The sequence below is a fragment of the Rhodococcus sp. NPDC056743 genome (assembly GCF_042790355.1).
Taxonomy (GTDB): domain Bacteria; phylum Actinomycetota; class Actinomycetes; order Mycobacteriales; family Mycobacteriaceae; genus Rhodococcus_F.
In genome coordinates this window covers 272,122-294,399 of the sequence record NZ_JBHTZI010000006.1, presented here as the reverse complement: position 1 = coordinate 294,399, position 22,278 = coordinate 272,122, and the positions used below count along the sequence as shown (strand labels likewise).

Sequence of the window (22,278 nt, the reverse complement as noted above, 5' to 3'; positions counted from 1 at the left end):
CCCGATCGCCCTGCGCATAGCGCGGGTTACTCACACCTCGCCGAGTGAGCGCCCGAGTTCATTCATCAGACGTTCGCGTTCGACGTTGCTGCGGTGAACTGCCTGGTGGATGGTGGCGATGGTCAGTGCGGTGACGGCCTTCGGTTCCATGGTGGTCACGGCGTCTGTGATGGTCAGTTCGACCAACGCGCCCAGCCCGTTGACACACGCGACAACCGTGCCGTCAGGGCTCGCTGCGGTGGCACGGATAGCGTCGACGCCTCCGACGGCATCCTGCATGAAACCGCACTGACTCTTGGCGCGCTCCATGATTCGGTCCATCTCGTTCATATCGATCGCATCCAGGTAGCGGGGGCTGTGTCGGTGTGCTCGTCGGCTTCTTGGGCGTCGGCCAATTGCTCGCGTGTCGCGAGTCCCAAGGCGTTCACGATGTCTGCCGGAACGCCATCCGCTTCCAGTTCGAGGCGGTGGCGGACCCCGGCCTCCATGGCGGCCCGGGCGGCGAGGGCCATGATCTCGGTTGCCAGCCGGGCACCGCCGTAGCGTAATTCGCTGTGGTGGATTCGGATGTCGATGGGAATGCCCTGTTCGGTGGCCCGTAAGGCGATGGTTCCGCGGCGATTTGCCGCCACTGCGGTGATGACGCTCGGTGGGCGCGGTGTGTCGTGCATATCGTGCTCGTTTCACTCTGTGGGTCGGTAGAAGCCGTGAAACCCCATGCCGATGTTGGATGTTCGGACGGGGCTGACGCTGACGGGGTCGCCGGCTTCGACCATCTGGCCGTTGCCGATCACCATGGCGACGTGGCCGTCCCAGACTGCGAGGTCACCCGGCAGGAGATCGGCCTGATCGACGGGGCTGCCGATGCCTTGTTCCTGGGCGAGTCGCGGAAGGTCGACGCCCGCTTGTCCGTAGGCCCATTGCGTCAAACCACTGCAGTCGAGGCCTACTCCGGGTGAGGTACCGCCCCACTCGTACGGCACTCCTTGCTGGGTGAGCGCGTTGCGCACCGCAGCGGCGGCTTCGGCGTTGGGCGCAGTCGCAACAGAACCGTCGGGCAAATCGATCTGCAATCCCGCTGCCGCACCGCCGGTACTCGCAACGGAACCGGTTGGCGATTCCGGATTCGGGGGCCCGGGCGCTGGATCCGGCAGCGCTACCGGCGGCACCAGGACTGACATTTTGTCGGTGGACCCGGTGAGATCGCCGCGCATTCGCTCCACGACGGATATTGCACGCCCCAGATGGTCGAATGCCGCTGCAACGAGCATCAATTGGCCTGGTGGCGTCAGGAGAGCCGGACCGGCCTTGGCGGCGATACCGAGAAACGACTGCAGGATGCCGTTCAATTCGTTGATCCCGGTGGACACCGTCATGGTTGCCTCGTCGACGATCCCGGCGATGTCGGCGCCTCGATCGGTGAGTGTTCGAGTTGCCGCTTGGGTCTGCTCGGTCATCGCTGTCGCGGCGCTCATACCTGCGGTCGAGGTTCCGCCTCCGGACAGTTCCCCCAGTGCGGCGGTACCGAGTTGGTAGGCGATCTCCAGAACGTCCGACGCGATGCGGAGTCCGACCTCGGGCCCATTCGAGTCGGTGACGCCAGACCCCAGGGTTGCCACCAGGTCGATGATCGGCCGGGCAAGGGCCTCGACGGGGATCATGTTCGGGCCGCTTCGACGATGGCGGCGCGAACTGACTCGTCGGCGGCGACGTACAGGTCGCGGGCGCTGTGTGTGGCGGCTGCGGCGCTGGACACAACGGTGGCGAGACGCCCGAGATCGTCGATCTGGGTTTGTTGTGCTTCTCCGGTGACGCGGACGAAGTCCTCGGCGATCAATCCCAGGACTGCGCTGAGCGGAGTGTGATCGTGACGGGCCGCGTCGGCCTGGGCGCGGGCGACGGTGTCGGCGATGGCGGCCAGACGCGAACCGAAGTCCGTGATGTCTTCTGTGTGAGCTAGAAAATTGTCCAACTTCTCTTCCCCCCGTTGCGCTTACTCCTTTCTTGGACGCCGCCCGGGGCCGCTCGGTTCCCGAGGAACTATCCTCATGGTCATGCAAACGCACGTAGTCGACCATCCGCTGGCAGCGGCACTCCTGACGACAATGCGTGATGCACGCAGCGACAATTCGACATTCCGGTCAGCTCTGCGTCGACTCACGCACATGCTCGTGTACGAGGCAATGCGCGATGCGGAGATCGAAGAGTTCCCTGTCGACACACCGGTGGCGGCAACAACGGGTATTCGTCTTGCCAAGCCTCCGTTGCTGGTCCCGGTGCTGCGCGCCGGTCTGGGCATGGTCGAGCAGGCCAGTGCGCTGATCCCGTCGGCCGGTGTCGGCTTTGTGGGAATGGCGCGCGACGAGGAGACTCACGCACCCGTTCCGTATCTCGAATCGTTGCCTGCTGATCTCTCCGGAATCCCGGTCTTCGTGCTCGATCCGATGCTGGCAACCGGCGGATCGATGGTTCACACGATCGACCTGCTCGTTGCGCGCGGCGCTACCGACGTGACGGCCGTGTGTGTTGTTGCGGCACCGCGTGGCGTCGAAGCGCTAGCGGAGTCCGGTCACCCGGTGCGCCTGGTTCTGGCGAGCATCGACGACGGCTTGGACGAGAACGCTTTCATCCTGCCCGGACTCGGCGACGCGGGCGATCGGCAATTCGGACCGCGCTAGCCTACAAATTTTCCGCGAAGGCCCGGAGTTGTGTTGTCCGGGCCTTCGCTGCTGCCCGGGCGTCGACGAGTTCGCTGCGGTTCGCTACCGGAATCACGACTTCGAGGTAGCACTTGAGTTTGGGCTCGGTGCCGGACGGGCGGATGACGATGCGCGTCGTCGCGCCGGTGAACACCACAGCGTCGGTGCGCAGTGGAGAGTCGGCTATGGCCAGATCTACGAACATGACTGATTCGCCACAGATTTCGTGCGGTGGATTGCGCCGCACGCGGTCCATGATCGTGGTGATCTCGGCGAGGTCGTCGACTCTGCGGGAAACCTGGTCCCCGTGGTGGTAGCCGAATTCGAGGGCGTAGTCGTCGAGCACGTCCCGCAAGGTTCGGTTGTTTTCCGCGAGGGTTGAAACCAGATCTGCGACCAGAACGGCGGCGGAGATTCCGTCCTTGTCCCGGACCGCGTCGGGGTCGACGCAGTGGCCGATCGCTTCTTCGTAGGCGTAGACAAGGCCGTCGCCCGCTCGGGTCAGCCACTTGAATCCGGTGAGGGTGCGGGCGAATCGGGCGCCGCGAGTGGGTGCCAGTTTCGAGAGCAGAGTGGACGACACGATGGTGGTCGCTACCAGGGAATTCGGCGGAGTGGTCGAAAGTACGTGGTCGGCAAGCAGCACACCGGTCTCGTCTCCGCGGAGCATCCGCCACCCGTCGCCGTCGCGTACCCCGACGGCGCAGCGGTCGGCATCCGGATCGAGAGCTATCGCGAGATCAGCGTTTACGATGTCGGCCAGTGCGAGAAGTGCATCGGCGGCGCCCGGTTCTTCCGGATTGGGAAAGGCGACGGTCGGGAAATCGGCATCGGGATCGAACTGCTCGGCAACTACGTGGACGTCGGTGAAACCGGCGGCATGCAACGCGGCCAGTGCGGTGTCGCCACCGACGCCGTGTAGTGGTGTCAGTGCGATGCGAATGTTGCGGGATTGGCCGTGCGGAAGGGTCGCGACGCGTCGTATGTAGTTGTCGATCACGGAGTTGTCCACTGCTGGTACCGGTGTTCTGGCGATGCTCGACGCACCACCGACCTTCGCGATCGCGCTTTCGATCTCACGATCGGCCGGTGAGACCAGTTGCGATCCGCCGTCCAAGTACACCTTGTAGCCGTTGTCCGCGGCGGGGTTGTGCGACGCGGTGATCTGGATTCCGGCACTGGCACCGAGTGATCGAACGGCAAATGCGAGCACCGGAGTCGGAAGCGGGCGGGGGAGAAGGGTCACGTCGAAACCGGCGGCGGCCAGGACCTCGGCGGTGGCAGTGGCAAATGCTTCGGAACCGCGGCGAGCATCGCGGCCGACAACAACGTGAGAGCCGCTGTGACCGTGCGCTTTCAGCCACGCTCCGAGTCCGGCGGTGGTGCGGATGACGACGGCCACGTTCATACCGTGCGGGCCACCTCGCACCGGACCGCGCAACCCCGCTGTGCCAAAGGTCAGTGGAGCGGAAAAACGTTCGGCCAGTTCATGTTCGGAGAGCGATTCGAGTTCGCGCCGGGTCGCCGGGTCGGGATCGGAGTTGATCCACTCCTGTGCGGCTCGGTTCACAGTTCGCGGACCAGTTGGCGCAGCAGCGTTCCCACTCGGGTGGCGGAAGCCTTGCCTGCCGCGAGTACTTCCTGGTGATCGAGTGGTGCGCCGGTGATGCCCGCCGCAAGATTGGTGACCATCGAGATGCCCAACACGCGAGCCCCCAGCGCACGCGCCGCGATGGTCTCGTGGACGGTCGACATGCCTACGAGGTCGGCGCCGAGGGTACGCAGCATCCGGATTTCCGCCGGCGTTTCGTAATGGGGCCCGGGAAGTCCGGCGTACACGCCTTCGGCCAACTCGGGGTCGATGGAGCGGGCGAGCGCTCGGAGTTCGGGGGAGTACGCGTCGACAAGGTCGACAAATTCCGCGCCGACCAACGGTGAGCGGGCCGTCAGGTTCAGGTGGTCACTGATCAGGACCGGTTGGCCGACGGTGTAGTCCTCGCGGATACCGCCGGCGGCATTGGTGAGAATGACGGTGTCCGCACCCGCTGCGATTGCGGTGCGAACGGGATGGACCACGGAGCTGAGTTCATGGCCCTCGTAGGCGTGGGTGCGCCCGAGGAGCAGCAGCACCTGGGTATCGCCGACCGTGACGGTTCGGATGGTTCCGGCATGGCCGAGCGCCGACGGCGGAGCAAAGCCGGGTAGATCGGCCATCGAGACCTCGGCAGTGGGCTCGCCGAACTGGTCGGCAGCGTCGGTCCATCCCGAGCCGAGGACAACGGCGACGGACGGCGGCGCGCTTCCGGTCATGGCGGACAGAGCAGCTGCGGCGGCTTCGGCGATCGTTCCCATGTGCGCAACCTTACTGACGAGTCGGGTCGGTTCGTCGGATGACCTACCGGGCATTACGCTGCCTTTCATGCCTTATCTCGAACGCGACGGCGACGTATTCATCCTGTACCTCGGCAACGAGGGCGAAACGGACAACGAGAACCGTTTTACTCCTGACTGGATCCAGAGTGTGCACAGCGCACTGGACGAGGTCGAAGCACACGAGGGGCCGGCTGCCCTGGTCACCACGGCGACGGGCAAGTTCTACACGAACGGCCTCGACACGACCTGGATCTTCGCCAATCTCGACGGCCTTCCGGGGTACCTCGACAAAGTGCACACGCTGTACACCCGCTTGCTGACCTTCCCGATGGCGACGGTTGCGGCGATCGGTGGCCATGCCTTCGGTGCGGGAGCGATGCTCGCGACGGCGCACGATTTCCAGATCATGCGCGCCGACCGCGGCTTCTACTGCTTGCCCGAGGTGAGCCTGAACATGCCGTTCACCGTTGGCATGTCGGCCCTGCTGAACAGCAGACTTCCCAAGCAGTCGGCGCTGGAGGCCATGACCACCGGCCGCCGGTTCGGTGGCGCCGACGCACTAGCTGCCGGAATTGTCCAGGAAACCGTCGAGGGCGATTCGGTGCTCGCGACCGCCGTGGCCAAGGCCGCTGCGCTCACGCCGACGCACGGACCGAACCTGGCCGGAATCAAGGCCGGGATTCATCGCGACCTGTTGGTTGATCTTGGACGGGTGACTGACAAGAGCAACTTCTCGTTCGGGTGAGACAATGATGCGGTGAATCATGAAGTCGACGGCGTAGTCAGGTCTGTGGAGACCGATCTGATTGCTCTGTCGCATTCGATTCACGGTGATCCGGAGCTCGCCTTCGAGGAATACCGCAGCAGCGCCAAGGTCGCTGAACTGTTGGAGCAGCACGACTTCGCGATCACCCGCGATCTGGTCGATCTGCCCACGGCGTTCGACGCGACATACGGCAGCGGTGAACTGGTCATCGCGATCTGCGCCGAGTACGACGCCCTTCCCGACATCGGTCACGCGTGCGGACACAACATCATTGCTTCGGCGGCGGTAGGCGCCGGCATCGCCTTGGCGTCGGTGGCGGATCAACTCGGCATCACGGTTCGGGTGATCGGAACGCCCGCCGAGGAAACCGGTGGCGGCAAAGTGCTGATGCTCGAACGCGGCGCGTTCGACGGCGTCGGCGCTGCGCTGATGGTTCACCCCGGCCCGATCGACATCATCGGTGCGACGTCGTTGGCCTTGGCGGATATCGCCGTCAGTTACCACGGCCGAGAGGCCCACGCGTCCGCTGCGCCGGAATTCGGACTCAATGCCGCCGATGCGGCAACCCTGGCTCAGGTGGCAGTGGGGTTGTTGCGTCAGCACCTGCTCCCCGGTCAGCAGATTCACGGCATCGTCAGTGACGGTGGCACCGCCCCGAACATCGTGCCGGCGCGTTCGGAACTGTTGTACTACCTGCGCGCCGAGACCGCCGCGTCGTTGGCCAATCTGTCCGAGCGGGCGGATGCCTGTTTTGCCGCCGGCGCGCTGGGCACCGGCTGCACCCACGAGATCCGCACCGTGTCGCCGACCTACACCGAACTGACGCCGGATCCGTGGCTGGCTGACGTGTACCGCGAACAGATCCTGGATCTTGGCCGGGTGCCGTTGGCACCGGAATGGGAGCGTTCCCGTCCGCTCGGGAGTACCGACATGGGTAATGTCACCAACGTGATTCCTGGAATTCATCCCGTTATCGGTTTGGATTCAGCTGGGGCAGTGACACATCAGCCGGAGTTCGCGGCGGCATGTGTCACGGAATCCGCTGATCGCGCTGTTGTCGACGGCGCAATAGCCTTGGCTCGCACTGCTGTCCGGGTAGCGTCCGATCCTTCGGAACGCGCCCGTCTGTTGGAAGGAGTAGATCGCCGGTGAACGCGGCAATCGATACTTGGATTCACGCGCATACCGACGATCTGGTCGCGTGGCGACGGCACATTCACGCCAACCCCGAACTGGCTCGCCACGAGTACGCGACAACGGAATTTGTCGCGACGCGGCTCACCGCGGCGGGACTCTCACCGAAGGTGCTTCCCGGCGGCACGGGTTTGACGTGCGACATCGGTCCGGACGGACCCCGTATCGCCCTGCGCGCCGACATGGATGCACTGCCGATGCAGGAGGCGACGGGCGCCACATACTCGTCCACGGTCCCCGGTGTTTCCCATGCTTGTGGGCACGACGCGCACACCACGATCCTGTTGGGAGCAGGTCTGGCCTTGGCGTCGTTGTCGGAACTTCCCGTCGGAGTTCGGTTGATCTTCCAGCCGGCTGAAGAGGTGATGCCGGGCGGTGCGCTCGACGTCATCGCGGCCGGTGCGCTCGACGGTGTATCGAGAATCTTTGCTCTGCATTGTGATCCGCGCCTGGAAGCAGGCCAGGTCGGTATGCGACTCGGTGCGATCACCTCCGCAGCCGATACCGTCGAAGTGGTTCTGGATTCGCCCGGTGGCCATACGTCGCGGCCCCACCTGACCACCGATCTCATTTACGCGCTCGGAACTGTTGTCACGGGTTTGCCGGGAATGCTCAGCCGTCGTATCGATCCGCGCACCGGAACCGTCATGGTCTGGGGTGCGGTCAGCGCCGGTCAGGCGCCTAATGCCATCCCGCAGACCGGCATGATGACGGGCACCGTCCGAACCGGCGATCACGAAACTTGGGAACTGCTCGAACCTCTCGTCGAGGAGATCGTGCACGGACTGCTTGCGCCAACAGGTGTTCGCTATCAACTGAACTATCGCCGCGGTGTCCCACCCGTCGTCAATGACGAGGTCTCGACGCGCATGTTCGAGGACGCCATCGCCGGCGTCGGGCAGGACGCTTTAGCTGACACGCCACAATCCGGTGGTGGAGAAGACTTTTCGTGGTACCTCGAGACCGTACCTGGCGCAATGGCCAGGTTGGGCGTGTGGTCCGGCGAAGGTGAACAACTCGATATCCATCAACCCACATTCGATCTCGACGAGCGCGCGCTCGGTGTGGGTGTGAAGGTTCTCACAAGCCTCGTTCTCGGTTAGTTCCGGTTCCCGTCGGGGGCACCGTTTTTCGTAAGGTTCGAGTGAAGGTACGGGCATGTCCATAGGTGTGGGAGTGCGGATCGGCACAGTGGTGTCGACGGCTGTGGTGGCGTCGAACGATCCAGGTTCGGCTGATCCGGTGGTGATCGTTCGGGATACGGTTCTCAATCAACGCAAGGACGGCACCACCGTGCTCGGCGGCGAGTCGGAGTTGGGCGGCGGCCGTGAATTCACGGAAAGCTGGACGGGTTTTGTCGCCCGCGTCGGCGATCCGAGCGGTGTCGCCGGAACAGCTGATACCCGTTATCGCGCTGAAGATTTGGTGGCAACGTCTCTGCGCTGTCTGTTGCAGGAATGCGAGCCGCTGCCCGATCGTGGGGGCAAGGACGGCGGTGCACCTGACATCGTGGCGACGTACCCGTCACGCTGGGATTCTTCGACCGCGGCTATCCTGCGTGATTCGTTGGTCTACGCGGGCCTCGAACGTGTCACCCTGGTGTCCGACGCCGAAGCGGTGTCGGCGTGGTTCGAATCGGAAATCGCGGCCCTGGCCGGAACGCTTATCGGGATCTATCACGTCGACGACACCGGAGCCGCTGTCACCCTGGTGCGTTCGGGTGTTGCTGCCGGTCGTGCATTCGGGTTTGCCGGCGACGGCAGCTCGCCGAGTTCACGAATCGCGACGGCGCTCGGCGCCTTCGGATGGATGCCGGAAAACCTCGACGCCGTTGTCGTGACCGGCGACGGCGACATGGCGGGCGACAAAGCGGCGATGACGGCCATTGCCGTAGGAGTCGCCGAAAAGCTCAATGTCCGTTGCGAACTCGGTCCTGGGCCGGAACAGTCGGCAGCACTCGGTGCGGCGATTCTTGCTGCCGGTTTCACGTCGACGTCGCACAAGATCGTGCCGATCGGGCTGCCGCCGTCACACGACGTCACCGAAGTATTCGAGAATGTCCCGCGGGTTGCCGTGTCGGCCGAAGCGGCACAGGTGGCCACTGCTGAGGCAGAAAGTACGTCGGTAGCGGAGGCCGAGACCGGCAAGCCCGGTTCCACGCGCATCGTGATCGCGGTAGCCGCCGTGGTGGCGATCATCGCGCTCGCGGTGCTGGCCTACTTCTTACTGCTGTAGTCGGTCGAACTGCGTCAGTCGGTCAATCCGTTTCCGGGGCCCACGTTCCGGCTGTTCCGCGTCCGTAGTTCCCGGACGTAGTCGGCCGGAGCGCCCGCGATCTCGGCTGCGTCGGCCATCACACCGATGTAGCGAGCGGACGGAAGGCCACCCTCGTAGGCGTCCATGACATACAGCCAGGCCAGAACCGCGCCGTCAGACGTGTCGACACGTACGCGGATCTTGCGGTGCAGACCGAGTTCGGCCCCTTCCCAGCGGTCGAGACTCACCTCGTCCTCTTCCGGAACGTCGTAGAGGACGACAAAAACGCTGGAATCCGGGTCCTCCACCACAGTGGCGAGGGCACCTTCCCAGCCGAGGTCTTCGCCACTGAAGGTCAGGCGCCAGCCACGCAACCATCCAGTTCCCGACATGGGGGAGTGTGGGCAGCGCAACAGCATCTGCTCTGGGTGCATGTTGGAACCGTACGCAGCATAAATCGACACGGGCGCAAGCCTAAACGGTGGTGTGAGGGTGACGCGAAGCGGACCACCGGACGCTAGTAATCTGGTACAAGCACTGCGCGACCTCGATCGCTGCAATAGCGTGACCAACGCGTGCTGTACCTGAGCTGTATGGACTGGCGGGAGACCCCTGCCGGTCGCCTGACGACATGGAGGACACATGACCCGGATCGTGATCATCGGCGGCGGACCTGCCGGATACGAGGCAGCGCTGGTTGCTGCCCAGCACGGCGCAACCGTCACCCTGGTCGATTCGGACGGCGTCGGCGGCGCGTGTGTCCTCTTCGACTGTGTGCCGTCGAAGACGTTCATCGCCTCGACCGGCATCCGCACCGACATGCGTCGCGCGTCCGATCTGGGAATCACGCTCGATCCCGAGCAGGCGTCGGTATCGCTCCCCAAGATTCACTCCCGCGTGAAAGCGCTCGCGTTGTCCCAGTCCTCGGACATTCGCGCTCGACTGCAGACGGTGGGCGTCGAGGTTCTCTCCGGTACTGCAGAGCTGACCGACCAGGAACTCGGATTGGCAACGCACCAGGTGCGAGCGACCCTCGCCGATGGTGAACAGCGCACCATCGCAGCCGACGTCGTTCTCATCGCGACTGGCGCAAGCCCCCGCATCATCCCGGGTGCCGAGCCGGACGGTGAGCGCATCATGACGTGGCGTCAGCTCTACGACTTGGAAGAGCTGCCCTCGCACCTCGTTGTTGTCGGTTCCGGTGTGACCGGTGCCGAGTTCGTGTCCGCGTACACCGAGATGGGCGTCAAGGTGACGCTGGTGTCCAGCCGTGACCGGGTGCTCCCGGGCGAGGACGCCGACGCGGCACTCGTACTCGAAGACGCGCTGGCCGAGCGCGGTGTGATTCTGGTCAAGCACGCGCGCGCCGATGCTGTCGAGCGCACCGAGGACGGAATCATCGTCAAACTCTCCGACGGTCGTACGGTCGAGGGAAGCCATGCGCTCATGACAGTCGGCTCGGTTCCCAACACCGACGGACTCGGTCTCGACAAGGTCGGCATCGAGCTCGACAAGGGCGGCTACCTGCGTGTCGACCGCGTCTCCCGCACTGCGGTCTCGGGTATTTACGCAGCCGGTGACTGCACGGGACTACTGCCGCTCGCATCCGTGGCCGCCATGCAGGGCCGCATCGCGATGTACCACGCACTCGGTGAAGGCGTGAGCCCCATCAAGTTGAAGACCGTGGCGTCAGCTGTGTTCACGCGTCCCGAGATTGCGACGGTGGGCGTGACGCAGGCTGCGATCGACAACGGTGAGGTTCCCGCCCGTACCGTCATGTTGCCGCTCAACACCAACCCGCGCGCCAAGATGTCCGGACTGCGTCGTGGCTTCGTGAAGATCTTCTGCCGTCCGGCAACGGGTGTGGTGATCGGCGGAGTTGTGGTCGCGCCCAACGGATCCGAGTTGATCCTGCCGCTCGCGATGGCCGTGCAGAACAACCTCAGTGTCAACGACTTGGCCCAGACGTTCTCCGTCTACCCGTCGCTGACCGGTTCGATCACCGAGGCGGCGCGTCAGCTCATGCGTCACGACGATCTCGACTGATTTTCGCCGGTTTGGTTTCCCGAAATCTGAGAACTCGATTTCACATATTGGCGTGATGGTGAGATAGTCGTGTTACCGGTCGAATCATGGACCGGTACCACGGCGCTCTCCCCGCCCCGTAGACCCCTCGGCGGCTCAGGGTGTTTTTCCTCTGATGTTTCTTTTTGCGTGCCTGGGAGTTTCTATGAAACACGCCGCGCTGTCTGCTCGAATGGGCGGACTCCGTAGTTCTGCAATCCGTGACTTGCTCACCCTGACTGCTCGCCCTGATGTGATCAGCTTGGCCGGCGGCTTGCCGGATCCGAATTTCATTCCGCGAGAGCGTATTTCACAGGCGGCGACTGTCGCTCTCGGTGATGCGTCGTCCGTTCAATACGGTGAGACCTCGGGATTGCGGCATCTTCGTGAGGTGATTGCGGCTCGCGAATCCGTCAAGATCGGTCGCACACTCGAATCGTCCGACGTGGTTGTCACGCACGGCTCCCAGCAGGGTCTGAGTTTGCTGGCTCAGGTGTTGCTCGACGCCGGTGACACCGTTGTCGTGGAGGATCCGGCGTATACCGGCGCCCTGCAGGTCTTTCGGACTGCGCAGGCCAGCCTGGTTCCCGTCCCGGTCGACGCGGACGGCCTGGATACCGGGGCGCTCGAAGAGAAGCTTGCGGGCGGGCTGCGTCCGAAAGTTGTTCATACCGTGAGCAACTTTCACAACCCGCGCGGTTCTGTTCTCTCGCTCGAACGCCGCACGCATCTGGCGAAACTGGCAGATACGTACGGCTTCTGGATTCTCGAGGACGACCCGTACGGGGAACTGTACTTCGACGGGCCGCCGCCGATCCCGGTTGCAGCGTTGTCGGACAGGGTGATTCGGCTGTCCAGCGCGTCGAAGGTGCTGGCGCCCGCTCTGCGTGTCGGGTGGCTGCACGGTGACGGGCGCGTCTGCGAGGCCGTCGAATTGATCAAACAGGGTGCGGATCTGTGCGGGTCGTCACTCACTCAGCAGATCGCGGCCGACTTGTTCTCGGACACTGCGTGGTTCGACGGTCATCTGGACATGTTGCGGACATCCTACGGTGGCCGTGCGAAGACGCTTGTCAGTGCGTTGGAGGCCGGCTTCGGCGACAGTGCGCGATTCTCGCCCGTGCGGGGCGGCATGTTCTGTTGGATGGAGAGCATTGATCCGGTTGACACTGCCGCGGTTCTCGACGTCGCAGTCAAGCACGGTGTTGCTTTTGTACCCGGAGCGGCATTCGGCGTAGACGCGGACCTGAGCCGATCGGCTCGCCTGTGCTTTGCGACGTATCCGGAAACCGTGCTGGAAGACGCCGCACAGAAATTGGGCGACGCCTTCCGTGATGCTTCCGCTCAGTCTCGGGGCTGAACTCCGCACCACAGCACTTGTCATTGCGTGTGGATGAACGTTGAAACTGACTAATCGGACCAGTTGTACGTCCGCTCGACGGCCTTGTTCCATTCTGCGTACAGGCGGGCGCGCTCAGACTCCTCCATGTCGGGCTCCCACGTCTTGCCAACCGCCCAGTTGCGGCGGATGTCGTCGGTATCCGACCAGTAGCCGACGGCCAAACCGGCAGCGTAGGCAGCGCCCAGGGCTGTCGTCTCGTTGACAACGGGACGGATGACCGGCACTCCGAGGATGTCGGACTGGAATTGCATCAGGGTCTCGTTGACAACCATGCCTCCGTCCACCTTCAGGGCGGAGAGTTCGACGCCGGAATCGGCGCGCATGGCGTCGATGACCTCGCGGGTTTGATACGCGGTGGCTTCGAGTGCTGCCCGGGCCAAGTGGCCTTTGTTCACGAAGCGGGTGAGGCCGACGATGACTCCCCGGGCGTCGGGACGCCAGCGCGGGGCGAAGAGACCGGAGAAGGCGGGGACGATGTAGGCGCCGCCGTTGTCGTCGACGGTGGCGGCGAGTGCTTCGACGTCCTTGGCTTTCTGAATGATCCCGAGGTTGTCGCGGAGCCACTGGACCAGGGAGCCGGATACGGCGACAGAACCTTCCAGTGCATAGACGGCCGGGGCGTCGCCCAGTTTGTAGCAGAGCGTGGTCAGGAGGCCGTGCTTGCTGTGGACCGGAGTGGTACCGGTGTTGAGGAGAAGGAAGTTGCCGGTGCCGTAGGTGTTTTTTGCTTCACCCACCGACAGGCAGGCCTGACCGAAGGTGGCTGCCTGCTGGTCTCCGAGAATGCCTGCGACAGGAACGCCGGCCAGGTTGCCCCGCGGACGACCTTTGCCGTAGATCTCGGAAGAACTGCGGATTTCGGGCAGCATCGACATCGGGATCCCGAAGTCCGCGCAGATGGACTCGTCCCACTGCAAAGTCTCCAAATTCATCAGCATGGTGCGTGACGCATTGGTGACATCTGTCACGTGTTGCCCCTCGGTGAGGTGCCACAGAATCCATGTGTCGATGGTGCCGAAGCACAATTCGCCGGCTTCGGCCTTGGCGCGCGCCCCGTCGACGTTGTCGAGAATCCATCGGATTTTCGGGCCCGAGAAATACGTCGACAGCGGCAGTCCGGTCTGGGTGCGGTACTTCTCCGGCCCGGTATCTCCGCCGAGTTCCTGGCACAGCTGATCGGTGCGCGTGTCCTGCCAGACGATGGCGTTGTAGACGGGTTTTCCGGTCTTTCGCTCCCAGACCACCGTCGTCTCACGTTGATTCGTGATTCCGACGGCCGCGATGTCGGCGCGGGTGATGTCGGCTTTGGCGAGTGCGCCCGCCACTACTTCACGAGTGTTGATCCACAGCGCCACCGGGTCGTGTTCGACCCAACCGGCTTGCGGAAAGATCTGTTCGTGTTCCTTCTGGGCAACGCTGACAACAGCGCCGTCGTGATCGAAGATCATGCATCGGCTCGACGTAGTGCCTTGGTCGATGGCGGCGATGTACTGGTTCACATGTCTCCTTGGTTCGTGCGCTGTCGCAGTCTGAGCATGAAGCTACTAGCCTGGATGCGAATTCGGCGTCGACTTACAGGAGATACGGGTTGAGTAAGCAGCAGGGTGTGCAGTTTCTCGGCCCACAGCAGCGAGAAGCTGCCTGGGAGCAGCTTCAGAGCGAGCAGTTCGACGTTATCGTCGTCGGCGGCGGTGTTGTCGGTGTCGGCACAGCGCTCGACGCGGCGACGCGTGGACTCAAAGTCGCGCTGGTCGAGGCTCGTGACTACGCGTCGGGTACGTCTTCTCGATCGTCGAAGATGTTCCACGGCGGTTTGCGCTATCTCGAGCAACTCGAATTCGGGCTGGTCCGTGAGGCATTGCGCGAACGTGAGCTCTCGCTGACGACGCTGGCACCGCACCTGGTCAAACCCCTCAAATTCTTGTTCCCGCTGGCTCACCGCGTCTGGGAACGCCCGTACATGGCCGCCGGAATCTTCCTGTACGACCGGATGGGTGGGGCCAAATCAGTGCCCTCGCAGAAGCACCTCACGCGGGCCGGGGCGTTGCGCATGTCGCCGAGTCTCAAGCGCAGCTCGCTGACCGGCGGAATCCAGTATTACGACACCGTGGTCGACGACGCCCGTCACACCATGACCGTTGCGCGGACGGCGGCGCATTACGGCGCTGTCGTGCGGACGTCGACGCAGGTTGTCGGCTTCCTACGCGAAGCAGATCGGGTGTCGGGTGTGCGTGTTCGTGACTGCGAAGACGGACGGACCGCTGAGGTCAAGGGGCACGTCGTCATCAATGCGACGGGCGTGTGGACCGATGAGATCCAGGCGCTGTCGCGTCAGCGTGGTCGGTTCCGGGTTCGGGCGTCGAAGGGCGTCCACATCGTTGTTCCGCGTGACCGCATCGTCAGTGAAGCGGCGATCATCCTGCGCACCGAAAAATCGGTGCTGTTCGTGATTCCGTGGGGCAACCACTGGATCATCGGAACGACGGATACCGATTGGAATCTCGACCTCGCGCACCCCGCTGCGACCAAAGCCGATATCGATTACATTCTCGGGCATGTCAATTCGGTGCTCGTGACGCCATTGACTCATGCCGACATCGACGGAGTGTATGCCGGCCTTCGTCCGCTGCTTGCCGGCGAGAGTGACGAGACGTCGAAGCTGTCCCGTGAGCATGCCGTTGCGCGGGTTGCTCCCGGCCTTGTTGCCATCGCGGGCGGAAAGTACACGACGTACCGCGTCATGGCCGAGGATGCGGTTGACGTTGCATCCGAAGACATTCCGGCGCGAGTCGCGTCGTCGATCACCGAGAAGGTGCCGCTCGTGGGTGCCGACGGATACTTTGCGTTGGTCAACCAGACAATGCAGTTGGGGGAGACGTATGGCCTGCATCCGTATCGCGTCAAGCATCTCCTCGACCGGTATGGTTCGTTGATCACCGAAGTGTTGGATTTGGGTCGTACTACGCCGGAGTTGTTGCAGCCCATCACTGATGCGCCCGATTACCTTCAGGTCGAGGCAGTGTATGCCGCGGCGGCGGAAGGGGCCCTCCACCTCGACGACATCTTGGCGCGCCGCACGCGCATTGCGATCGAATACCCGCACCGCGGCGTCAACTGTGCCCAGCAAGTGGCGGAACTTGTTGCCCCGGTATTGGGTTGGGACGCTGAAGCTGTCGATCGTGAGGTTGACACCTACCGCGCCCGGGTCAAGGCCGAAGTGGAATCACAGGCTCAGCCCGACGATGAAGCAGCGGATGCACTGCGGGCAGCGGCACCGGAATCGCGCGTGGAAATCCTCGAGCCGGTCGTGGAGGTACAAGACCGGGTGTAGTCAGGCGGGCTCGACAGTCATCGGCGCGATCGGGGTACCGGCTGAGTCGAACAGGGTGCGCCCGCACGAGTCGCAATCGCCTTCGTCGGGCTTCGATTCCGTTTTCGGTAGCTGCCACACGTTCATTCCGCCGCACGGACAGTCGATGGTGTAGAGCAACTCGGGCGAAGGGCGATCCAGTCCCCATGCCCGGCTCGACGCCTTTGTGCGGCGCATGACCCCGATGCGGTACGTATCGTCCCCGGATCGTAGTTCGCCGAGCGCCAACCCTGCAGCGGCCAGGGCATCATCCACAGCGCGCAGAATCCCCGGCACGTGTTCACCCCGCGCGAAGTCGGAACTGGCCGCATCTCTCGCTGCCGACTCAACGGCGGCGACAACGGCGTGGCCCTTTCCGAAGGCTCCTACTCGGCGCACCACGAACTGTGAAATGTGCCCCGCCGAACCCTCACCTGACCAATCGATCGGCAAGAGAATTCCTACCTGCACCAAGGTGGCCGGCATATCGTCTACATCGAGCGGGAGCCCCCGCTCGGCAGCTGCAAGAAAAACCGTAATATCGCTCACGGCTATCAGCATACGAATAACTATCTGGCCGCGACCATGCGAATATCCCGACATATCCGACTGGTTTGATTGTGACTGTTGTCTCCGAACATAGTTTCGAATAGAGTTGGGGAATGTTCGATCCGGGGGTGGGGATTTTCGGTCGCTCGGCGCAGCTGAGTGGTACCGAAACCGATTGTGCCCTAATCGATTTGATGGCCGAACTGCATGCGTGTGAGGCGATGCTGGTCGAGCGGAAGCTGGCGGTGGTGGCGGAGTTCTTCACCCGTCGTAGCGCCGAGCATGTCGAGGGCGGAGCCTGGTCGTCGTCGGCGCACGAGCTCGCCGAATCCGAGGTCGGCGCGGTGCTCACGATGGGGCGCGCCGCGGCGGGGAAGCTCATCGGGTTGGGTTTTGCACTCAAGACGCGGTTGCATCGGACAAGGGCGGCGATGGCGCGCGGGGAACTCGACTTCTACCGGGTGTCGTTGATCGAATCAGCGACCGCGAATGTCTCCGACGAGTTGATCGACGAGGTTGAACGGTTACTCCTCGAGCAAGCGTTGGCACCTGCCGTGGACGGCGGGACCGGGTTGACTGGGCGGCGGTTGACGGCGGCGATCGACCGGATCGTCGCCCGCGTCGATCCGGAAGGACTGCGGGAACGCCGACGCCGAGCCCTCGCCGACAGGTTTGTCGGCGTCAGTGCCGCCGAGGACGGGATGGCCCGCATCCTGGGCAGTATTCCGGCCGAGCAGGCTCGGGCGTTCGACGGACGGTTGCGGGAATTGGCGATGTCGGTCTGCCGACATGATTCCCGCACCTACGAGCAGCGCCGGGCTGACGCGTTGGGCGTGCTGGTGGGTGGGTCGACGGTGTTGGTGTGTGATTGTGGCCGGGATGATTGTCCGCAGGACCGTACCGGTCTGATCGTTGTGCGCCGGCCGTTGGTGCATGTGGTGATGTACGAAACCACCTTCACCGGCGGCGAAACCCCGGACGCGAACGAGCCCGCCCACCTCGACGGCTACGGCGTGATCAGCGCCGACCATGCCCGTGACATCGCGAAAGACGCCACCGTGCGGGAAGTGTGGGTACCGACAGACCCCGTACCCCCAGAGCCTGTGCCGGCGTCGGCGTCGGCGTCGGCGCTGGTCTACCGTCCCGGCGCCGCACTCGACACCTGGTTACGCGTCCTCGCGGGCAGTTGCCAGTGGCCGCACTGCGATGTCCCGGCCTGGAACTGCGACCTCGACCACAACAACCCGTTCAACCACACCGATCCCGCGAACGGTGGGCTGACGGTGGCGTCGAATCTGAGTGCGTTCTGCCGGAACCATCACCGCCTCAAGCATTCCGGATCCTGGCAGCTCGACCCGAATTCGGACCGCAGCATCACCCTGACCTCACAGACCGGGCATCGCTACCGAACCCGAACTGCCGGGCTGCTCGCCGGACAACAGGAACCGCCGCCACCGGACGGCGGCACCCGGCGGCGAACTCGACTGGAGAACAAAGCTGCCCGCATCCGCGCCGAACGCAAACATCAGCAGGAAAAGATCCGACGCCGCACAGCGAAACGGTCGGATCGGAAACGCCGGCAGACTTTTCCGATCTCGACACCGGTAAAGCGCGCGCCCGACAAACCCGTCGACTACGGCGACGACCCTCCGCCATTTTGAAGCCGAGTTCGACGAATATCAATACAGATAAACAATTGCGTTGTTACCGCCAGTGCAGGTGACAACCTTCTTTCCGGTGCAACTCATCGAATAGCGGGTATTGGTGACCGGGCTGACAGCGCTGATCGACACTGTTGTATTTCGTTTGCCCTGACTGACGTACTGATACCGCACTTCTTCGGCGAACTCGCATGATGTGGCGTTGCTCCCGGTCGCGGAGTTCGGCAATTCGTTGTTCGAGAACACGGGTCCGCAGCGAGTTGCGTTTGCCGGGACGGCTGTACCGGACGTTGGCGCGGAAGTGGTGGTTCGAGGAGCTGCCGACGTTGCGGCAGGTGAAGATGTTGTGGTGGACGGTGTTGTGCTGAGCTGAGTCGAGGATCGCGCGGATTGATTCGTGTCTGTGTCGAACAGCATCGGCCGCACCCAGACAAGCCCCACAACCACAACGATCGCAGCTATCCCGGCACCGAGAAGCACCCACACCCACGCCGGTGTTTGGGGTGGCTCTGGCTGAGAATTTCGCTGTGGTTGGGAATCCCACGGATATGGCGGTTGTGGGGCGTTCATATCGGCAGGTTCTCCGGATCAGTCATGAGGGGTGAATTGTCTGCGTTATGTATATCGGATCAGGGGACACGGTAACTTTTGCCGGATGAGCGCAACGAAATTCTTCCGATCGGCATGGGGTGTGATTGCGCTAGCGGCTGCCGCGGTCGGGTACTTTGCCGCCTCGAATCCGATGTACCAGATCACGTCTTGCGAAATTGGGATCTTCCCCAGCGGCGGCGTTACGAATTGGGCGCAGTGCAGCGAATCGATCGTCGGCTATCTGGGCTGGTCGATTCTTGTGTGGTTGGCAGTGCCGGCTCTGGTGTGCATAATCCCGGCCGTCGTACCTCGTCGCTGGGTTGCGGTTACCGTCGCCGTACTTCTGGTGTTCGGAGCTTTCGGTGCTTTCTTTGCATCCCGACCGCACTTGGTTGCCTATGGCTTTTTCATTCCGATCGCGCTGGCGGCCTGCTTTGTCGCGGCGCTGCAGTGGGTGAGAACAGAACCCACAGTTAGTGAGTCAGCACGATCTTGAGGGCCACGATCACCGTCGCAACTGCGGCGAGAGCGAATGCTGTGACATGGGTTGTTGTGCTTACTTTTTCGCCGCGAAGGTGGCTGATGATGTAGCTGGTCGATCCGATGCGCAAAACCAACAGGAATTCCGCAATCAATTGCGCGGTCCGAGGCTCGAGAAAATCGAACCAGGCGGTTGCCAGAATGACGATGGGAACCACTGCCGACGTCAGGATGGGAACAGAATCACGGAGAGCTTCGATTCTTTCCGTGGTAGTGAGTTCTCGATCGTTGCGAATGCTTTCACCCACCCCCTCGGCGAAGGTATGCGCGATATATGTCGACAGGGCCGTTCCGATGACGATGGCAACGCCGAGCGATTCCTGTGATTGGGTGACCGGAATCAGAGCGGCCAGAGCCAGGATATTGCCGTACACGTAGGCCGTGGTCCGGGCAGCGATGCGTTCTTGCCCGAGGTGGCGACCGCGGGTGGTAATCGGACGATTGAGCAGGGTACGTAGGCTCCGCGGCATCGCTTGATTATGGCAGATCAGGCATTTGGACTGTAGTGCGTCGGACTGTCTCGGCGCGTTGTGGGAGGCAGATTTCGGGCCGGTGTGTGAACGAGTGGGGCATCGGGAGCAGTCCGGCCCGTGGCTCGGTCCCAGCCCGCGCGAGCGCGTGGTTGATAGCGGTAGCGCCACGGGACAAGGTGGAAGACCACGTTGACGGCCTTGCCAACGACCGTGTGAATCCGCGCGTCGCGCTCGTTCCACGAGTATCCGAGAAGATCGCGAATTGCTTGGTCGTACATGCCGACGGTCAACCACACAAAGCCTCGCGCGACGGGGATGCGTGCGAGACGCCAGATCGGCTCGGGTAGCCACGTCATGAAGGGCGGCTTACCCAGGCCGGAGAGGTCGAGCACGTCACGCGTGGCCTTGTTGTCTTCGAGAACGTTGCGGCACATGTGATCCCAGTACTCTTGGAACGCCTCCCAGGTTTCGGGAACGGGGCGCATGCTCATGCCGTAGAGGCGGTACCACTGGATGTGTTCGGTGAACAGTTGCTGTTTCTGTGCTTCGGTGAGGCCGCCGGAGAAGTTCTCCGCCGTCACGATTGTGCCCATGAAGAAGGTTGCGTGTGCCCAGTAGAAGGTATCCGGGTCAAGGGCGTGGTAGCGGCGCCCCAGCTTGTCGACGCCCTTGATCGTGGTGTGGTAGCCGCGTACCTGTTCTGCGGTTTCCTGGGCTCTGTCGCCGTCGAAGACAACTCCGGCGATGGGGTAGAGCGATCGGTACAGGCGTTCCCAGCGCTCGTCGAAGAACTGCGAATGCTCCTCGACGCCGGCCCCGAGTCCTGGATGCATGTTCTGCATCGAACCCGCCCACACGCCCTGCAGCATGCCGCGCCAATCGCCGAAATACTTCCAGGTCAAAGAATCGGGCCCGAGCGGTGTCGGTCTCGGCACGTCACCACTTTGACTACGCATGTTGTCAGATTAGGATCGACAACATCAGTAGTCAAGGAATCGGAGCTGGGTAGTGGGTATCGAGGAACGGCGTGCAGCGCGAAGAGCATCGCTGTTCGATGTGGGCGTGACGCTACTCGGGGCAGTGGACGGTCCGGCTGTCAACGTGCGAGCAGTCTGCAAGGCCGCCGGACTGACGGAACGGTATTTCTACGAGAGCTTCACCGACCGCGACCAGTACGTGGTGTCGGTTCACTCGTTCGTGGCGGAGCGTGCCCAAACTGCACTGGCGGCAGCAGTGGCCACGGAAACCGGTTCCGAAGCGATTGCCACCGCAGCGGTTGATACGTTCGTGAAGTTGATGGTCGACGATCCCGCGATGGGGCGAGTGCTGTTGATCGCGCCGCTCTCCGAACCGGTTCTCGGCGGCCGCGGAATCGAATCGATGCCGGCCTTCGTGGACCTTGTGTACGCACAGCTCTCCGAAATCAGTGATCCGGTGGAGAAGCAGCTGACTGCTGTGGGGTTGGTGGGTGCGCTGTTCACCCTGTTCATCGGATACCTCGACGACACAATCGACGTGAGTCGTGATCGTTTTGTCGCGCACTGCGTCCGCCTGCTGACAAAAGCTAATCGCGCGTAATCGGTTGGCAGGAGGGGCAGAAGAATATCTGTCGTTCGGTGAGCTGGTCGGGTCCGAGCAGTTCTTCGCGGATTCGGGTTCCGCAACGCCGACACGGTTTCCCGCGGCGGCCGTACACCCACGTTTGTCGCCCCGGGCGGGTATCGCCGGTGGTTACCCGAACGCGACGTGACCTGTTGGCACCGATAATGCGGTACGACAGGTCGACCACCGCCCCGATATCTGTGACCAGGTCCGTCGGAGTTCGGGGATGAAGCCCGCGGAGAAAACAGATTTCATTGCGATACACGTTGCCGAGGCCGGCAATGACCCGTTGGTCGAGGAGCGCAACTCCGATCGGTTCGGAGCCCGCGGCGCGCAGATTTTCCTCGGCAACAGCACTGTCCCAGTCCGGCCCTAGGAGATCCGGACCAAGATGTCCGACGACGGATCCTTCCTGGTCGCGTTCGAGGACTTCTGTGATGCCGAGCGAAAAACCCACGGCAACAGCATCTTCGGTCGCCAGAATGATGCGCGCCTGATGGGCGGGGCGATGCCACCGCTCACCTGGTGCGTAGATCTGCCAGGAGCCTTCCATCTTCAGGTGGGTGTGGACGGAGGCGTCGCCGATCCGGATCAACAAGTGCTTTCCGCGACTGACAACGGAGTCGACACGTGCACCGGTCAGGTCGACGGTGGCGTACCGCGGGACACGCACGTCGCAGGTGGTGAGCACCTTTCCGTCGAGGGCTGCGCGAAGCGCATTGGCCGTCTGCCAGACGGTATCGCCTTCGGGCATCAGCA

Annotated in this window: 24 protein-coding genes; 12 read left to right on the top strand and 12 right to left on the bottom strand. The window is 63.2% G+C overall.

Going from position 1 to position 22,278, the window contains the following annotated elements; all coding sequences use genetic code 11:
• Window positions 1–30: 30 nt before the first annotated feature.
• Genes ACFRFQ_RS15840 through ACFRFQ_RS15825 form a run of 4 tightly spaced genes read right to left on the bottom strand, consistent with a single transcriptional unit; the run spans window position 31 to window position 1,972 of the window.
• The gene (locus ACFRFQ_RS15840; RefSeq protein WP_378659264.1) at window positions 31–330 is read right to left on the bottom strand and encodes a YbaB/EbfC family nucleoid-associated protein; all 300 of its coding nucleotides are present in this window, start codon (window positions 328–330) and stop codon (window positions 31–33) included.
• Window positions 327–671 (bottom strand): hypothetical protein, encoded by a 345-nt coding sequence (locus tag ACFRFQ_RS15835; RefSeq protein ID WP_378659261.1) that lies wholly within the window; start codon window positions 669–671, stop codon window positions 327–329. The genes ACFRFQ_RS15840 and ACFRFQ_RS15835 overlap by 4 nt, the downstream gene beginning before the upstream one ends.
• A gap of 12 nt (window positions 672–683) precedes the next feature.
• Window positions 684–1,661, bottom strand: a complete 978-nt coding sequence (locus ACFRFQ_RS15830) for a C40 family peptidase (RefSeq protein WP_378659258.1) — start codon at window positions 1,659–1,661, stop codon at window positions 684–686.
• Entirely contained in the window at window positions 1,658–1,972 is a 315-nt protein-coding gene (locus ACFRFQ_RS15825; protein WP_378659256.1) for a hypothetical protein, read from the bottom strand. Before ACFRFQ_RS15825 ends, ACFRFQ_RS15830 begins: the two co-directional genes overlap by 4 nt.
• A gap of 82 nt (window positions 1,973–2,054) precedes the next feature.
• On the opposite strand from ACFRFQ_RS15825, the gene upp reads away from it, so the two are divergent.
• Complete coding sequence (gene upp / locus ACFRFQ_RS15820; RefSeq protein WP_378659253.1) at window positions 2,055–2,678, top strand: uracil phosphoribosyltransferase; 624 nt, start codon at window positions 2,055–2,057, stop codon at window positions 2,676–2,678.
• Window position 2,679: 1 nt separating this feature from the next.
• Here upp and ACFRFQ_RS15815 read toward each other — a convergent pair whose 3' ends face one another.
• Together ACFRFQ_RS15815 and ACFRFQ_RS15810 are read right to left on the bottom strand one after the other, a co-directional pair.
• Window positions 2,680–4,269, bottom strand: a complete 1,590-nt coding sequence (locus ACFRFQ_RS15815; RefSeq protein ID WP_378659250.1) for a phospho-sugar mutase — start codon at window positions 4,267–4,269, stop codon at window positions 2,680–2,682.
• Window positions 4,266–5,051: a purine-nucleoside phosphorylase gene (locus ACFRFQ_RS15810; protein ID WP_378659247.1), complete on the bottom strand. Its 786-nt coding sequence runs from the start codon at window positions 5,049–5,051 to the stop codon at window positions 4,266–4,268. The genes ACFRFQ_RS15815 and ACFRFQ_RS15810 overlap by 4 nt, the downstream gene beginning before the upstream one ends.
• 67 nt (window positions 5,052–5,118) lie before the next feature.
• Here ACFRFQ_RS15810 and ACFRFQ_RS15805 point away from each other — a divergent pair, with 67 nt between their 5' ends.
• Genes ACFRFQ_RS15805 through ACFRFQ_RS15790 form a run of 4 tightly spaced genes read left to right on the top strand, consistent with a single transcriptional unit; the run spans window position 5,119 to window position 9,267 of the window.
• Complete coding sequence (locus ACFRFQ_RS15805; protein WP_378659244.1) at window positions 5,119–5,817, top strand: enoyl-CoA hydratase/isomerase family protein; 699 nt, start codon at window positions 5,119–5,121, stop codon at window positions 5,815–5,817.
• A 12-nt stretch (window positions 5,818–5,829) separates the two neighbouring features.
• Window positions 5,830–6,990 (top strand): M20 family metallopeptidase, encoded by a 1,161-nt coding sequence (locus tag ACFRFQ_RS15800; protein WP_378659241.1) that lies wholly within the window; start codon window positions 5,830–5,832, stop codon window positions 6,988–6,990.
• Window positions 6,987–8,135 (top strand): M20 family metallopeptidase, encoded by a 1,149-nt coding sequence (locus tag ACFRFQ_RS15795; RefSeq protein WP_378659238.1) that lies wholly within the window; start codon window positions 6,987–6,989, stop codon window positions 8,133–8,135. The genes ACFRFQ_RS15800 and ACFRFQ_RS15795 overlap by 4 nt, the downstream gene beginning before the upstream one ends.
• A 55-nt stretch (window positions 8,136–8,190) precedes the next feature.
• The gene (locus ACFRFQ_RS15790; protein ID WP_378659235.1) at window positions 8,191–9,267 is read left to right on the top strand and encodes a hypothetical protein; all 1,077 of its coding nucleotides are present in this window, start codon (window positions 8,191–8,193) and stop codon (window positions 9,265–9,267) included.
• A gap of 14 nt (window positions 9,268–9,281) precedes the next feature.
• On the opposite strand, the gene ACFRFQ_RS15785 is transcribed toward ACFRFQ_RS15790, so the two are convergent.
• Window positions 9,282–9,752 carry a gamma-glutamylcyclotransferase gene (locus ACFRFQ_RS15785; RefSeq protein ID WP_138869422.1) on the bottom strand — a complete coding sequence of 157 codons (471 nt, stop codon included), beginning with the start codon at window positions 9,750–9,752 and terminating at the stop codon, window positions 9,282–9,284.
• 178 nt (window positions 9,753–9,930) lie between these two features.
• Here ACFRFQ_RS15785 and ACFRFQ_RS15780 point away from each other — a divergent pair, with 178 nt between their 5' ends.
• On the top strand, window positions 9,931–11,334 hold the full coding sequence (locus ACFRFQ_RS15780) for an NAD(P)H-quinone dehydrogenase (protein ID WP_378659231.1): 1,404 nt from the start codon (window positions 9,931–9,933) through the stop codon (window positions 11,332–11,334).
• Window positions 11,335–11,518: 184 nt separating this feature from the next.
• Entirely contained in the window at window positions 11,519–12,712 is a 1,194-nt protein-coding gene (locus ACFRFQ_RS15775; RefSeq protein ID WP_378659229.1) for a PLP-dependent aminotransferase family protein, read from the top strand.
• 50 nt (window positions 12,713–12,762) lie between these two features.
• Here ACFRFQ_RS15775 and glpK read toward each other — a convergent pair whose 3' ends face one another.
• On the bottom strand, window positions 12,763–14,253 hold the full coding sequence (glpK, locus tag ACFRFQ_RS15770; RefSeq protein WP_378659226.1) for a glycerol kinase GlpK: 1,491 nt from the start codon (window positions 14,251–14,253) through the stop codon (window positions 12,763–12,765).
• A gap of 89 nt (window positions 14,254–14,342) precedes the next feature.
• Here glpK and ACFRFQ_RS15765 point away from each other — a divergent pair, with 89 nt between their 5' ends.
• Entirely contained in the window at window positions 14,343–16,085 is a 1,743-nt protein-coding gene (locus ACFRFQ_RS15765) for a glycerol-3-phosphate dehydrogenase/oxidase (RefSeq protein ID WP_378659223.1), read from the top strand.
• On the opposite strand, the gene ACFRFQ_RS15760 is transcribed toward ACFRFQ_RS15765, so the two are convergent.
• A complete protein-coding gene (locus tag ACFRFQ_RS15760) occupies window positions 16,086–16,652 on the bottom strand; it encodes a hypothetical protein (protein WP_378659220.1) in 567 nt (188 codons plus the stop codon). It lies immediately after the preceding gene.
• Between the two features lie 113 nt (window positions 16,653–16,765).
• Here ACFRFQ_RS15760 and ACFRFQ_RS15755 point away from each other — a divergent pair, with 113 nt between their 5' ends.
• The 3 genes from ACFRFQ_RS15755 to ACFRFQ_RS15745 all read left to right on the top strand — a co-directional run bounded on the left by ACFRFQ_RS15755 (window position 16,766) and on the right by ACFRFQ_RS15745 (window position 19,400).
• On the top strand, window positions 16,766–18,313 hold the full coding sequence (locus ACFRFQ_RS15755) for a DUF222 domain-containing protein (RefSeq protein ID WP_378659217.1): 1,548 nt from the start codon (window positions 16,766–16,768) through the stop codon (window positions 18,311–18,313).
• A gap of 196 nt (window positions 18,314–18,509) precedes the next feature.
• A complete protein-coding gene (locus tag ACFRFQ_RS15750) occupies window positions 18,510–18,686 on the top strand; it encodes a hypothetical protein (protein WP_378659214.1) in 177 nt (58 codons plus the stop codon).
• A gap of 282 nt (window positions 18,687–18,968) precedes the next feature.
• A complete protein-coding gene (locus tag ACFRFQ_RS15745) occupies window positions 18,969–19,400 on the top strand; it encodes a hypothetical protein (RefSeq protein ID WP_378659211.1) in 432 nt (143 codons plus the stop codon).
• Here ACFRFQ_RS15745 and ACFRFQ_RS15740 read toward each other — a convergent pair.
• Entirely contained in the window at window positions 19,378–19,914 is a 537-nt protein-coding gene (locus ACFRFQ_RS15740) for a hypothetical protein (RefSeq protein WP_378659208.1), read from the bottom strand. The genes ACFRFQ_RS15745 and ACFRFQ_RS15740 overlap by 23 nt on opposite strands.
• 17 nt (window positions 19,915–19,931) lie before the next feature.
• Complete coding sequence (locus tag ACFRFQ_RS15735) at window positions 19,932–20,873, bottom strand: oxygenase MpaB family protein (protein ID WP_378659206.1); 942 nt, start codon at window positions 20,871–20,873, stop codon at window positions 19,932–19,934.
• A gap of 52 nt (window positions 20,874–20,925) precedes the next feature.
• Between ACFRFQ_RS15735 and ACFRFQ_RS15730 the strand changes: the two genes are divergently transcribed.
• Window positions 20,926–21,495, top strand: a complete 570-nt coding sequence (locus ACFRFQ_RS15730; protein ID WP_378659204.1) for a TetR/AcrR family transcriptional regulator — start codon at window positions 20,926–20,928, stop codon at window positions 21,493–21,495.
• Here the strand turns inward: ACFRFQ_RS15730 and ACFRFQ_RS15725 are convergent.
• Window positions 21,482–22,273 carry a DNA-formamidopyrimidine glycosylase family protein gene (locus tag ACFRFQ_RS15725; protein ID WP_378659202.1) on the bottom strand — a complete coding sequence of 264 codons (792 nt, stop codon included), beginning with the start codon at window positions 22,271–22,273 and terminating at the stop codon, window positions 21,482–21,484. The genes ACFRFQ_RS15730 and ACFRFQ_RS15725 overlap by 14 nt on opposite strands.
• Between the last annotated feature and the right edge of the window lie 5 nt (window positions 22,274–22,278).

Coding starts and splice junctions, on each gene's coding strand:
- ACFRFQ_RS15835 (WP_378659261.1), bottom strand. CDS start 671: ATGCACGACACACCGCGCCCACCGAGCGTCATCACCGCAGTGGCGGCA.
- upp (WP_378659253.1), top strand. CDS start 2,055: ATGCAAACGCACGTAGTCGACCATCCGCTGGCAGCGGCACTCCTGACG.
- ACFRFQ_RS15805 (WP_378659244.1), top strand. CDS start 5,119: ATGCCTTATCTCGAACGCGACGGCGACGTATTCATCCTGTACCTCGGC.
- ACFRFQ_RS15780 (WP_378659231.1), top strand. CDS start 9,931: ATGACCCGGATCGTGATCATCGGCGGCGGACCTGCCGGATACGAGGCA.
- ACFRFQ_RS15735 (WP_378659206.1), bottom strand. CDS start 20,873: ATGCGTAGTCAAAGTGGTGACGTGCCGAGACCGACACCGCTCGGGCCC.
- ACFRFQ_RS15745 (WP_378659211.1), top strand. CDS start 18,969: ATGAGCGCAACGAAATTCTTCCGATCGGCATGGGGTGTGATTGCGCTA.
- ACFRFQ_RS15830 (WP_378659258.1), bottom strand. CDS start 1,661: ATGATCCCCGTCGAGGCCCTTGCCCGGCCGATCATCGACCTGGTGGCA.
- ACFRFQ_RS15790 (WP_378659235.1), top strand. CDS start 8,191: ATGTCCATAGGTGTGGGAGTGCGGATCGGCACAGTGGTGTCGACGGCT.
- ACFRFQ_RS15725 (WP_378659202.1), bottom strand. CDS start 22,273: ATGCCCGAAGGCGATACCGTCTGGCAGACGGCCAATGCGCTTCGCGCA.
- ACFRFQ_RS15740 (WP_378659208.1), bottom strand. CDS start 19,914: ATGCCGCGGAGCCTACGTACCCTGCTCAATCGTCCGATTACCACCCGC.
- ACFRFQ_RS15755 (WP_378659217.1), top strand. CDS start 16,766: ATGTTCGATCCGGGGGTGGGGATTTTCGGTCGCTCGGCGCAGCTGAGT.
- ACFRFQ_RS15775 (WP_378659229.1), top strand. CDS start 11,519: ATGAAACACGCCGCGCTGTCTGCTCGAATGGGCGGACTCCGTAGTTCT.
- ACFRFQ_RS15810 (WP_378659247.1), bottom strand. CDS start 5,051: ATGGGAACGATCGCCGAAGCCGCCGCAGCTGCTCTGTCCGCCATGACC.
- ACFRFQ_RS15840 (WP_378659264.1), bottom strand. CDS start 330: ATGAACGAGATGGACCGAATCATGGAGCGCGCCAAGAGTCAGTGCGGT.